The sequence below is a fragment of the Bacillus sp. NPDC094077 genome (assembly GCF_050279465.1).
Taxonomy (GTDB): domain Bacteria; phylum Bacillota; class Bacilli; order Bacillales; family Bacillaceae_G; genus Bacillus_A.
The window spans coordinates 20,023-33,191 of the sequence record NZ_JBNNUF010000008.1 but is presented as its reverse complement, the minus strand read 5'-3'; the positions used below and the strand labels follow the sequence as shown (position 1 = coordinate 33,191).

General features: G+C 34.2%; 10 protein-coding genes and 2 pseudogenes. 2 read left to right on the top strand and 10 right to left on the bottom strand.

Features of this window, described 5'->3' with window-relative positions:
• Window positions 1–18: 18 nt before the first annotated feature.
• The gene (gene entFM, locus ACQKNR_RS18835; RefSeq protein ID WP_427319558.1) at window positions 19–1,317 is read right to left on the bottom strand and encodes an enterotoxin EntFM; all 1,299 of its coding nucleotides are present in this window, start codon (window positions 1,315–1,317) and stop codon (window positions 19–21) included.
• Window positions 1,318–1,974: 657 nt separating this feature from the next.
• Between entFM and ACQKNR_RS18830 the strand changes: the two genes are divergently transcribed.
• Window positions 1,975–2,190: a hypothetical protein gene (locus ACQKNR_RS18830; RefSeq protein ID WP_427319905.1), complete on the top strand. Its 216-nt coding sequence runs from the start codon at window positions 1,975–1,977 to the stop codon at window positions 2,188–2,190.
• A gap of 145 nt (window positions 2,191–2,335) precedes the next feature.
• Here ACQKNR_RS18830 and ACQKNR_RS18825 read toward each other — a convergent pair whose 3' ends face one another.
• Window positions 2,336–3,289 (bottom strand): D-alanyl-D-alanine carboxypeptidase family protein, encoded by a 954-nt coding sequence (locus ACQKNR_RS18825; protein ID WP_427319556.1) that lies wholly within the window; start codon window positions 3,287–3,289, stop codon window positions 2,336–2,338.
• Between the two features lie 217 nt (window positions 3,290–3,506).
• Between ACQKNR_RS18825 and ACQKNR_RS18820 the strand changes: the two genes are divergently transcribed.
• Window positions 3,507–4,508: a S66 family peptidase gene (locus tag ACQKNR_RS18820; RefSeq protein WP_427319554.1), complete on the top strand. Its 1,002-nt coding sequence runs from the start codon at window positions 3,507–3,509 to the stop codon at window positions 4,506–4,508.
• 88 nt (window positions 4,509–4,596) lie between these two features.
• Here the strand turns inward: ACQKNR_RS18820 and ACQKNR_RS18815 are convergent, their stop codons facing one another.
• From ACQKNR_RS18815 to cydA, 8 genes and pseudogenes are all read right to left on the bottom strand, one after another.
• A complete protein-coding gene (locus tag ACQKNR_RS18815; protein ID WP_427319552.1) occupies window positions 4,597–5,043 on the bottom strand; it encodes a DUF6376 family protein in 447 nt (148 codons plus the stop codon).
• Between the two features lie 89 nt (window positions 5,044–5,132).
• The gene (locus ACQKNR_RS18810; RefSeq protein ID WP_427319550.1) at window positions 5,133–5,354 is read right to left on the bottom strand and encodes a hypothetical protein; all 222 of its coding nucleotides are present in this window, start codon (window positions 5,352–5,354) and stop codon (window positions 5,133–5,135) included.
• A gap of 256 nt (window positions 5,355–5,610) precedes the next feature.
• Window positions 5,611–5,827 (bottom strand): annotated as a pseudogene (locus ACQKNR_RS18805) (glycosyl transferase); the annotation flags it as partial.
• A 137-nt stretch (window positions 5,828–5,964) separates the two neighbouring features.
• Window positions 5,965–6,761 (bottom strand): annotated as a pseudogene (locus ACQKNR_RS18800) (class I SAM-dependent methyltransferase); the annotation flags it as partial.
• Window positions 6,762–7,069: 308 nt separating this feature from the next.
• Window positions 7,070–8,794 carry a thiol reductant ABC exporter subunit CydC gene (gene cydC, locus ACQKNR_RS18795; protein ID WP_427319548.1) on the bottom strand — a complete coding sequence of 575 codons (1,725 nt, stop codon included), beginning with the start codon at window positions 8,792–8,794 and terminating at the stop codon, window positions 7,070–7,072.
• Entirely contained in the window at window positions 8,791–10,512 is a 1,722-nt protein-coding gene (cydD, locus tag ACQKNR_RS18790; protein ID WP_427319546.1) for a thiol reductant ABC exporter subunit CydD, read from the bottom strand. The genes cydC and cydD overlap by 4 nt, the downstream gene beginning before the upstream one ends.
• Window positions 10,512–11,528 (bottom strand): cytochrome d ubiquinol oxidase subunit II, encoded by a 1,017-nt coding sequence (gene cydB / locus ACQKNR_RS18785; RefSeq protein WP_427319544.1) that lies wholly within the window; start codon window positions 11,526–11,528, stop codon window positions 10,512–10,514. The genes cydD and cydB overlap by 1 nt, the downstream gene beginning before the upstream one ends.
• Window positions 11,515–12,918 (bottom strand): cytochrome ubiquinol oxidase subunit I, encoded by a 1,404-nt coding sequence (gene cydA / locus ACQKNR_RS18780; protein WP_427319542.1) that lies wholly within the window; start codon window positions 12,916–12,918, stop codon window positions 11,515–11,517. The genes cydB and cydA overlap by 14 nt, the downstream gene beginning before the upstream one ends.
• Window positions 12,919–13,169 lie beyond the last annotated feature (251 nt).

Below are 13,169 nucleotides of genomic sequence, written 5' to 3'. Positions count from 1 at the left end.
TATATAAACTACTTTTTCTTAGTATGCTTTTGTGTAACCTGTTAGGTGTTTAGCCCAGTAAGAGTTATTAATTGAACTAATTCTTACACCAACACTTTCATTCTCTGCACTAATGAACTGACCGTTTCCTAAGTAAACACCCATGTGAGAAAGACCTGATTTATAAGTGTCAGAGAAGTATACTAAATCACCTGGTTGTGGATTGCTAGTTTTTGTTTTAGAACTCCAGTATCCAGCAACTGTTTGACGAGCGCCTGAATGACCAGTTTGATTTAATACGTAGTGAATGAATCCACTGCAGTCGAAACCAGCAGTAGTTTGACCACCAAATACATATTTTGAACCATTTAAAGATCTAGCGAATCCAGCGATTGAAGATGTATCTCCACCTGTTGGCGCTGTTGGTTTTTGTACTTGGTTTTGTCCTTGGTTCGTACCTTGGTTACCACCAGTACCTACATTGTTCACTCCGCCTTTTACAAACTTCACAAAGTCTGCACTTACATAACCAGTGCGGCCGTTATGGTTAATTTTATACCAACCATTTTCAGCACCAGTAACGTTTAATACTGTACCGTTTGTTACCCCACCAATTACAGGGTTATATGTAGCTGGACCTGTACGTACTTTTAAAGCACCTGTGTTAACAACATATGAACCACCAGTTTGAACTGTAGTAGTATTGTTGTTTGTAGTTGGTTGCTGTGTTTCGTTAGATACAGCTGAACCACCTTTTGTTACGAAGTCTTTACTTACGTATCCAGTTCCACCATTGAAGTTAATTTTAAACCAATCTTGAACTTCACCTACAACTTGAACTGTTTTACCTTTGTTTACAGAACCTAAAACAGTATGAGACGCGCTTGGGCCTGTACGTACGTTTAGTGAAGAAACGTTTACTGTATAAGTACCTGTTCCTTGTTGAACAGTAGTTCCTTTATTGCCACCTTTTGTTACGAAGTCCCCACTTACATAACCTGTTTGACCATTTACATTAACTTTGAACCAACCGTTTTCTTGTCCAATTACTTGTAGTACTTGACCTTCTTTTACTTTAGAAATAACGTCATGTCCTGTACCAGCACCTGAACGTACATTTAATACATCAGCTGTTACTGTGTATTTTAATTCAGAAGTTGTTTCTACATTTTTTGTTTCAGTTACAGTCGTTTGAGTTTGAGTTTGAGTTTGAGTTTGAGTTTGTCCATTAATTTCTTTTAGCGCATCATTTGAAACTTGTGCATGAGCAGAATCCATTCCAGGAACTGCTACGCCTGCTACAGACGCTGCTGCTAAACCTGCGATTACTTTTTTCATAAGTTGTCTTTACTTCCTTTCCCTACTATCCTCTTGAGAAAAACTATAAACTTAATACTTTACAATATTATCAAAGTAAAATATTCATCCAGTTCCATTTTTTAGCAAGAGTTTTATTTTTCACACGTCGTTCATTTTAAACGAATGAAGTGAATTCCGTGTGAACTTCATGTGAACTTTACCATTAAACAGTGTGTTTTTGCAACGATTTTTTCAAATTTCTTATGTATTGTATTAAAATTCGACATTCTATTCGTTATCTCAATATAGAATACTCATTTTCTATCCAATATAAAAAATTCTATTAACCTAATACAAAACAGAGTATGTGTTTCCTTGATAAAATTGATTACATGAAGTGTACTCTTATCATGGCAAAAATTACTTAATTTATCAATAGTATAATATTTTTAAAAAACTAATTTTCTATACGATTTATGATTTTAAAACAATTTGACGATTTATAAGATTTAGCGCACAAAACCTCATTCTACTTTAAAGAAAATACATACTTCATTGACTATTTATTTTTGACTAACTATGGAATTTTCGAAATATTTCCGTTATCATTTATATAATCACATAATATGAAACTCTCATCAACAGAGATGTGCACAATGGGACTTTTACGGACAGTCGCTCTCCACTTAACGTCGAATTTCAGATGAGAGTCTTACTAATAGAAAACAAGGAGGTTCATTTGTGAAAAACATAATAGACGATCACATAAACAAAAATATAGAATTATACTACGCTTCTATTCAACTATTCTCATTTATAACATTACAAAAAGTATCAGTTATTGAAACACGTAAAAACGAATTAAAAAGTCAGATAAAAGATGTCCAGCAAAATAACCCTTACAACTTATAAAAGGTGAACAGGTCGTATGCCTGTTCACCTTTTATGATTTATACTTGATTTATAAATTTTCACACGAGTTTCTAATGGTTGAAACTCTTTTTCGCCAGCAAGTACTACTGGTTTACCCAAAATAAGTAACAATAAACTGCTTTACTTAATTAACTAATCCAAATGCATAAGACATTAACTTATTCGTCTCTGTAAAACGTTTTGTTTTACTTGAAGTCCCCATGACAACTGTAATAATTCGAGTATCTCCTTGTTTTGCAGTACCCGTAAAACAATATCCTGCACTATCTGTAAATCCTGTTTTTAGCCCATCTATTCCTTCTATATATAAAGCTTTATTATTTTTGTTTAACATGTCATTTGTACTTATAACATTAATATTATTAAATGCTAGCTGACTTTGACGTAAGTGAGTCACTTCTAATATCTCTGGATAATCTTTTATAAGATGATACGCCAATGTTGCTACATCAGCAGCTGTCATCTTCGTCTCACTTCCATCAGGTTCCTGTAATCCTGAAGCATTGGCAAACTTAGCATAATCCGACATTTTTAACTGCTTCGCTTTTTCATTCATAAGCTGAACAAAATCTTTCTCTGTCTTTGCCATATGCTCCGCTAAAGCCACAGCCGAATTATTAGCCGACTCAATCATTAATGCATGGTATAAGTCTTTTACAGTTAATGTGTCATTCACTTGTACTGGGACTCTCGCACCCTCTGTTTGTGCAGCTTTCGCACTCATTTTCACTGAATCTTCCCAATGAACTTTCCCATTATGTACACTCTCTAATAAAAGATATACTGTCATCATCTTAGACATACTTGCTGGCGCAAAAGCTTCATTTTCATTATATTGATAAATAATATCTCCATCACTCGCATCGATAATCATAGCTGCTTTTGCATCAATTTTTGGTGGTATGTACTTCTGTGGGACTACTTTTTCAGTTAACCCTGTTTTAGGTAGCTCTGCCACTTGTAAAGGTGGTCCCTCTACATTTGTTGCACTCTTTTGAGTTCCTTGGAATAAGAACCAACATATCCCTGCAATAATGACTAATAGGATTGTTACTCTTCCCCATTTTAACCGCTTCATTTCAAAACTCCTTTAGCAAACCTTTTATACACTCACAGTTAACCATAACAACAATTCCTGTATATCGTCAAGGTAAAAAGCATATTTATTCATCTACAGTAATTATTATTTCCATACAATTCTTTTTACGTATATGTTATACTGGGAGTTCACAAAAAAGTAAGAATATTCAACAATAAATACAGACAATACTTCTATCTAGAAAGGATCCCTACAAATGATACTCCCAAAAAGATTAAAACATGGAGATACAATTGGGATATACTCCCCTTCTTCACCAGTAACCTATACTTCTCCAAATAGATTTAATCGTGCAAAATCATACTTACAAAAGAAAGGATTTCATATATTAGAAGGTTCACTTACAAGTCGATATGATTATTATCGTTCTGGCAGTATTCAAGAGCGTGCTGAGGAACTAAATAACTTGATAAGAAACCCTAATATTTCTTGCATTATGTCCACAATTGGTGGTATGAATTCAAATTCGTTATTACCTTATATTGATTATGATGCTTTTCAAAATAACCCTAAAATAATGATTGGCTATTCAGACGCAACAGCTTTATTACTAGGAATTTATGCAAAAACAGGAATTCCTACATTTTATGGTCCTGCCCTCGTTCCTTCCTTTGGGGAATTTGAGCCTTTTGTAGATTACACATACAAATATTTTGCAGACGTATTACTGACTGATCCACCTCTTCCTTATCACATAAAACAACCGTTATTTTGGTCAGATGAATTTATTAATTGGGAAGAGAAGACGAAAGAAAAAGAGCTTAGACCAAATAATTGGATTTCTGTAACAAATGGACAAGCTACTGGACGTATTATTGGTGGAAACTTAAATACAATACAAGGAATTTGGGGTAGCCCTTATATGCCACATATTCAAGAAGGAGATATTCTATTTATTGAAGATAGCTCAAAAGATGCAGCTACTATTGAAAGAAGCTTTTCATTACTTGAAATTAACGGCGTATTTGATAAAGTTTCAGGTATCATTCTTGGAAAACATGAGCAATTTGATGATTGCGGTACAAATCGAAAACCTTACGAAATACTATTAGAAGTACTACATAATCAAAAAATTCCTTTTCTAGCTGATTTTGATTGTTGTCATACTCATCCAATGATCACTATGCCTATAGGTATTCAAGTGAAAATGGATGCAACCAATAAAACAATACATATTTTAGAAAAGTGGAAGATCTAATAATACTTATATTAATAGGAAGAAATATAATGAACTTTTCCGTTAGAAAACATTAAAAAGCTCCGTTTATCAAAAACGGAGCTTTTCATTATTGACCTAAATTTTGCACCTTATCTTTCAAATCTCGAACTTGATCTATCGTCTGCATAAGCTCAGAATTTTTAAATTGCTCTACATCTATTTTTCCTTCTTCTATCTTCTTCATAGACGTATCAATTAATGTATTTAACTTTTCATTATATCCGACAATTTGTTGGTGAAGATCCTTCGCCACATCTGGTGGTGTTAATTCATTAAAAGCTGGTATATCTTGTTTAATTTCATTTAGCTTCGTTTCCAATTCTTTTCGGGCTTCCCCATCATTAACAGCCTTTTCAACTAATGCTGGCGCTTCATTTGCAAATGCACTTATTTCATTCACATAGTCTGTTGCTTTTTGAGCATAATTTAAAGAGTTCTTTCCTTCCTCTACTATTGAACACCCCATTAAACCAATTGAAACTATAAATGCTAATAAAATGTATTTTATTTTCATTTTAGATTCCCTTCGTCCTTAAAATTGTCTGTTTGCTTCACTTCATAACTTCTAGCTAAATTGCCTTTAACCTTTTTTCAAATAACTATCTACACTCTTACATGTCCTATTATCGTTACAACATCTATTTCTATATGTACACTAATAATATCTTCAATAATATCCATATATCCTTGTCCTATAGCTGTTCCGTAGTGTAATGAAAGCCCCTTCTTTTCGTAAACTGACTTTGGCACTGTAAAAATAAATCTCCTCATGTTCCTTTCATCAGCAGGTTCCATAATTAAAACAATCCCATCCTCATCAAACATATACTCTCGCCCTCCAACTTTACATTCACTATGGCTCAGTATTGCCTTGGTCAACTAAATTTAAAACCTAAAAATATGATACACTCTGCTCTATGCATAAAACAAAAAGCGTCAATTCTTATTTTGCTAAGAATTAACGCTTCTTCAAAACGTTGATTTAAAGGTCCATAATTCGTATATATGTGGGATATTTCAAGTTCCCTCAATTCATTTAAGTACGCGAAAAAGAATATACTCCATTTTCATCTATCACTTACTATCTATAGAGCATATCAGTTTCAGATAAACCAAATTTCCTAGCAATTCTCATTCCTTGTTTTTCAGCTACGTTACACAATTCCACCTTAAATCCCGCATTCATTAATCGTTGAATAAATCCCGATTGATTATAAATTCTTACATGATCTTCATGACCAAAAGCTAATTTTCTTAATTCTGGCGTTACAATTAATTAATTCATTCTCTATAATAAAGTGAAACTTTAATCAGTGGGGGTTTTGTCCATCCCCCACTGATTATTAGTTGAACCAATCGGGCTTTTACGGGCAGTTGATCTCCCACCTAACTTCTTTGCTCCAACCGAATTTTGAGGTGGGAGTTTTACTGCCCGTTAATGCGGGATAAAATCTACATTCATTACGATTGACACGTGAATAATTCCCCATCCATTTGGCTTTAATACCCTATATAACTCTCACATCGCTTTTTCATCATCTTGAACATGTTCTAATACATGGCTACATAAAATCACATCAAATGTATTATTTTCATATATAATTCTTGTAACATCTATTTCCTGCATTAATGGATCCTTTGGTTCAATATCCCCACATACTTAAGTAACGTTTTTACACTGGCTAAACCATCCTCTTAACTTCGCTTCAGGTGCAATATGAAGCATAGTATCATTTCTACTTAACAAATCGGTTTCTGTTTCAATATATACACGATATATCCTTTCACGATCCAGCGAATCACATACTGGACAAATCCCCGTATCTTTATTCCACATCTCAAATTTATATTTTGGAAAATCATAATGTGCTGGCCAAGGAGAAAATTTTTCAAATTGTTGATTGCAATATTGACATTAGCAAACTTCTTTCTCAAATATACAAGTAACTGCCTTATTTAGCGCCTTCTCTATCTTTTCATTATAAATTTGATTTAATTCCCCACTTCTTACTGCATCCTTAATTATTAACCCTGAATTTTCCAAAAATGAGTTAAGCACTCTTTATAATCTTTCTCACAATTTAAAAATCCACTATTATATGCATCTATTATTAATTCAATCCATTCTTCAATTGTCATTAATCTAAATTGCATTTGTTTTTGATTTTGCCCACCATGTTGTCTAAAATAACTAAGAGGTTCCTCTATATAAACTACATTTCCTTTCTTCATCTGTAATACATTCATATTCACTTAAATACGGTTGGATCATAGCATTACCTTCATCGTTCGTACTATCATCAGAAATTATAATTATATTACTATATCTGTAGGGAACCTTTATACTTTTATGCAAACCGTAACAAAATAGAATACTTTTTACCCCTGAATATACATATTAAATAATACAAACATTTCATTACTATCATAAAATAATGGAGAATCAAATAGATCTATGCCTTAAAAAGAATATGTATTTCTTAACAAAAAATAGCTACACCATAAGGTGCAGCTATTTTAACAATAAGTACTTAATCAAATTATATTCCTTTATCTAACTCATAAAGCATACGATATCTCTCATTTTCTTTAAGTAATTGCTCATGACTTCCTTGCATGACGATTTGACCATGATCAAGGAATATAACTTCATCTACATGTTCTATTCCGACAAGGTGGTGTGTAATCCAAATAACTGTCTTTTCTTCCGTTGCAGAAAACATTGTTTCTATTAAAGATAACTCTGTCTTTGGATCTAACCCGATAGTCGGTTCATCAAGTACAATGATTGGAGCTTCTTGCATAAGCGTTCTAGCAAAAGCAACCCTTTGCCTTTCCCCACCAGAAAACCTCTTTCCCATTTCATGCATTTTTGTTTGTAATCCATCTGGAAGAGAAGTAATATGCGAAGCTAATTGTGCTTTCTCTAAAGCTTTCCATATCTCTTCATCATTCGCCTCCGGTTTGCCAATTCGCACATTATTTCCAATTGTCGTATCGAACAAATGCGGTTTTTGATTTAATACAGAAATATATTTAGATAAAAGATTCGTATGAGCTCGTTCACCACTCAATAAAACTTGGCCCTTTACCGGACATAACGCCCCTGTTAACAATTTTAGTAAAGTAGATTTCCCGGTCCCACTTCTACCTAAAATAGCAATTTTCTTTCCTGCTTTTATTTGTAACGATACATCTTTTAATACAATTTCATTACTATCTGGATAACTATACGATACATTATTTAATTCAATGTCTATATGTTTTAATGCAACATAATCTTTAGCTCCATGTATTTCCTTTTCATCATGTGAAACACTATCACTTTCTACTTGATTAAGACGACGAGCAGATTCTACATACGATGGGATTCGATCGATGGCATCTGAAATAGGAATAAGCGCGTTTGTGACGGATAAAGTCATTAATACGAAAGCCGCGATAACTGTAGGTGCAATCTGTTCGCTTGCCGCTTCATTCCCAGTCCATATAATCATTGAAATAACTACAATACCTACTACTAAATGAATGAGACTGTCTCGAATATGATACCAGCGCTTCACTCTCTTCTCCGTTTTTAACAATTGATCATTTTGCTCTATATATGCACCAATAAATTCATCTTTTCGACCACTTGCCTGCCAATCAGATAATCCAAAGACTGCATCTGTCAGTTGTTGATACAAACGGTTTCTTCCTTGCTTCAAAGCAACATGATGTCTCTTCATTAAAAGTAATGATACAAATGGAAGAAGAAAAACGATAATAGCTAACATACAACCGGCAATCAGTGCAAACATGAAATCAAATGCACCGATAACAAGTACGAAGATGCTATATACAACTAGTGCTAATATACTAGGGAATATTGTACGTAAATATAGGTTTTGCAAATGCTCTATATCTTCGGATAGTACGCCTAACACATCACCCGTTTGAAATCGCGAGCGGAAAAATAACGCCTGTGGTTCTACTATTCTATATAGTTTCGTTCTCATTTTTTCTAATATGCGTAGTACGACATCATGCCCAACTAAACGCTCTATATAATGAAAGACCGCTTGTCCTATACTAAACGCACGTGTTGCAACAATCGGAACATATACAGCCATTACATTTTCTGGTCTGAGAGCAGATTTAGAAATTAAATAACCTGAAATGAAAAGTAACATCGCACCTGAACTAACTCCAAGAAGCCCAAGGAAAACAGTTAAAGTCATTCTACCTTTATTTTGCTGTATATAGGGCTTAATCCAGTTACTCATTTCTCTCCCCTCTCTTCCCTATGAAAATGGAATGTCTCATTCTTTAAAAGCTCTTCATATGTTCCACTTTCTTCAATTTTCCCTTTATTTAAAACAAGGATATGATCCATCTGTTTCATCCAATGCAGGCGATGTGTTGCAAGAAATACTAACTTATCTTCAAACAGACGTAACATCGATTGCTTTATTTCAAATTCAGTTTCAATATCAAGATGCGCCGTAGGCTCATCTAATAAAATAATTGGCTTTTTACTTAAAAGTGCACGCGCCATGGCAACGCGTTGTTCTTGTCCGCCACTAAGCATACGTCCACCCTCTCCAATTCTTTCATGCATCCCATTTGGAAGGGATGCAACGAGTGAACTAAGACCAACATCATGAATAACCTTCTTAATTTCTTCATCCGTTGTATTTGTCTCGTAGAAACAAATATTATCTTTTAATGAAAGTGGAAAAATATATGGTTGCTGCGGAATATAAGCAATATTTTTTTGCCAATCTTCACGAGTAGATGCGTCAATTTCTACACCGTTTACTAACAGTTTCCCATTAGACGGAGTTAAAAATCCTGCCAACACATCAATTAATGTTGACTTTCCAGCTCCACTTTCACCAATGATTCCAATAGCACCGTTACCTTTCCAAGTAAAGTCAATTCCTTCTAATATATCCTTATCAGATTCATCGTTATTTACTTTTATATCTTGTAACTTTATGCCGCTAGAAGAATCCCATGCAATCTCTACATTTGATTCTTTTATCTCCATTTCCTTTTGTTTCTGTAAAATCTCTTCTATTTGCTCCATGGCAAGTTGTCCATCTAATGTAGCATGATAATTCGCTCCCACTTGCTTAATTGGCAGAAAATATTCCGGAGCTAAAATTAAAATCGTAAGGGCCGGCAACAATATAATTGTCCCATCTATTAAACGTATCCCTAACCCAACTGCTACGAATGCGATAGATAAACTCGTAAAGAAATCTAATGCAAAAGAAGAAAGAAAAGCAACTCGCAAAGTACGCATCGTTGCTTCTCTATATCTTTTACTTACTTTTTCAATCTTTCCTTCGTGCTGTTTACTTTTCCCTAAATACTTTAATGTTTCTAACCCTTTTAACGTATCTACAAAATGATTAGAAAGTACACGATATGTTTCATATTGGCTATCCGCCATTTTCTGCGCTGCCAATCCCAAAAGGACCATAAATATGATCACAATAGGAATCGTTACAACTAAAATGATTCCAGACTTAATGTCCAGTGTAAAAACATATAAAACAATTAGTCCTGGTACGACACTACTTCTAATCATTTTAGGAATTGTTAGTTCAATATATGTTTTAAATTTCTCAATTCCTTCAATCGATAGGGTAACCAGATGACCTGTTCCGACAGTTTGAACATACCTTGGACCTAACGTGAAATACGCCTCTATTAATTGTTTCCTCAGTTGCGTCCCTGTTTTTTCAGCGAAACGTTCAACTAAAATTTGTGATGCTCGAACTAACATGTGACGTGCCGCAAACATGATCCCAAAATAAACAGTTTCATTCAACACAGATTGCACTGTTTCTCCATTAAATAAAAACGTAATAGCTCGCGCTAAAAACACTGTTTGCGCAATAATACTAAAAGCTTCTAATATACTAATAATCGTTAACACTACATATAAAATACGGCTACCGGGATAAGACGGAAGTCCTCTTTTTCTTTTCATTAGTACTCCAAATCGTTGTCTGACTTAACAGGTTGTCTAAATACATAATAACTCCATATTTGACTTCCAATAACGAAAGGTAAAATAGCAATCGCAAAGTAAGTCATAAGTTTTAATGCATAAGCTCCTGATGCTGCATTGTAAATAGTCAAATCATTCATTGCTCCTAAAGAGCTAATCATAACACGTGGGAACATACCGATAAATACACTCGCACTTAGTAAAATGATTGTTAAACTCGTCATAAAGAAAGCCCAACCATCTCTTCTTCTTTTATTTAATAAAGTAGACACTAATAGTGCTACAAAAGCTCCAATTGGTACCATGATCCATTCTGTGCCATGAGCAGTGAAAATATCGGTTTTCCATAACCCTATACCAGCAAAAATAAGAAGTGTTATTAATGAAAATGGTGCAATCTTTATTGCAGCATTTCGTGCACGTTCTCTCAATTTACCAGTTGTACGTATTGTAAGGAATTGTAGTCCATGAACAATACATAGCAGAAGGAACATTACTCCTCCAAGTAACGCAAATGGATGAAGTAACTGCAAGAATCCACCTACAACATTTTTACTCTCATCAATAGGTACACCTACCATAAAGTTTGCAATCGCAACTCCCCAAAGAATAGGAGGTAGCATACTCCCAATAAACATACCCCAATCCCATGTACTCTTCCATTTATGGTTATCTATTTTCGCACGGAATTTAAAGGAAACTCCTCTTAAAATTAAAGCAAGCAGCATAAATACGAACGGAACATAAAAACCACTAAATAAAGTTGCATACCAGTGCGGAAATGCCGCAAACATAGCTCCACCAGCACAAACAAGCCATACTTCATTCGCGTGCCAGAACGGTCCTATTGTATTTAAGTAAACTCGTTTTTCAAAATCATTCTTTCCTAAAAACCTTGAAACAATTCCTACACCGAAATCGAAACCTTCCAGTACGAAGAATCCTACAAATAAGATTGCTATAACTAAAAACCACAACTCATTAAGAGATAACATACTCTTCCTCCTTATCAAATGGATCATGGCTTTGATAATCCTTTTTCGTTTTCTTATTCGTATGCCCCTTAATGATACGAACGAATAAGTACACACAAATTCCACCCATAATTAAATACATTGATGTGAATGAAATAAGTGAGAATAATACTTCACCGAACGTTACATTTGGTGATACAGCATCTTTAGTTTTCATTACACCAAATACTACCCAAGGTTGACGACCCATTTCAGTCATAATCCATCCAACCGTATTACCGATAAACGGTAGTGAAATTGCATATACCATTAATTTTAAATACCACGTTTTTTCAGCTAAACGATCTTTTCTTGATAAGAACCATCCGTAAGCTCCTAGAAGAAGCATGAATGTTCCACTCATTACCATCGCTCTAAAACTCCAAAACATAGTGTGTACTGGTGGAATATAATCCCCAGGTCCATACTTTTCTTCATATTGCTTTTGAATTTGATTCATACCTTCTACTTGACCGCTAAATTTATCGAATGATAATAGACTTAGCATATAAGGAATTTGAATTTCAAACGAATTTTCTTTCTTCTCTGTATCAATTTTCGCAAATACTGTAAATGGCGCTGGATCCTCACTCGTATTCCATAGCGCTTCAGCTGCCGCCATTTTCATTGGATGCGTCTTAATTAACTGTTGTGCTTGCGCATGACCGAAGAATAATACAAGCGCTGTTGTAATCGTTCCAACAATGATAGAAATTCGGAAAGATTTTTTAAATACTACCGTTTCTTGACCTTTTGTGATTTTCCATGCACTTACACCTGCAATAAAGAATGCACCTGTTGCAATTGCAGCCGTAATTGTATGCGGGAATTGTACCCATAATTGTGGATTTTGAATAATTGCTAAGAAGTCATTCATTTGCGCACGACCGTCGGCTGCCATTTCATACCCTACAGGTGATTGCATAAATGCACTTGCAGTTAAAATCCAAAACGCTGATAACATTGTTCCAATTGAAAGGAGCCAAATACATAAGAGGTGGATTCGCTTCGGTAATTTATCCTCACCGAATACCCATAAACCTAGGAATGTAGACTCAATGAAAAATGCTAATAATCCTTCAATTGCAAGTGATGGACCAAATACATCACCTACGAAACGTGAATATGTTGACCAGTTCATACCAAACTGAAACTCTTGTAAAATACCTGTTACTACACCTACCGCAAAGTTAACAAGGAATAATTGCGTCCAAAACTTCGCCATCTTCTTATATACTTCTTGTCCTTTTACCACATACAAAGTTTGCATTATCGCAATAATAAAAGCTAAACCAATAGACAGCGGAACAAAAAAGTAATGGAAAATCGTTGTTGATGCGAACTGTATTCGTGCCAATTCGAGCGTTTCCATACTAAAATCACTTCCTTCATAGTTTTTATAATTAAAATTAATTGAGCAATCTTAAAAAAATCAATTATTAAGAAATGCGAAAAGACAAAAACATCGTGTATGTATTGTTGAAAAATATGAAATTTCAGTTTTTCAAACTATTGCGCTGCTATTATTTACCTTTTCACTATTTCCGTAGTGTTTTGATTCGTTAATCGAATTGTATAATATACTTACATAATAAATTCAGATGATTTTTGACGTATTATTGA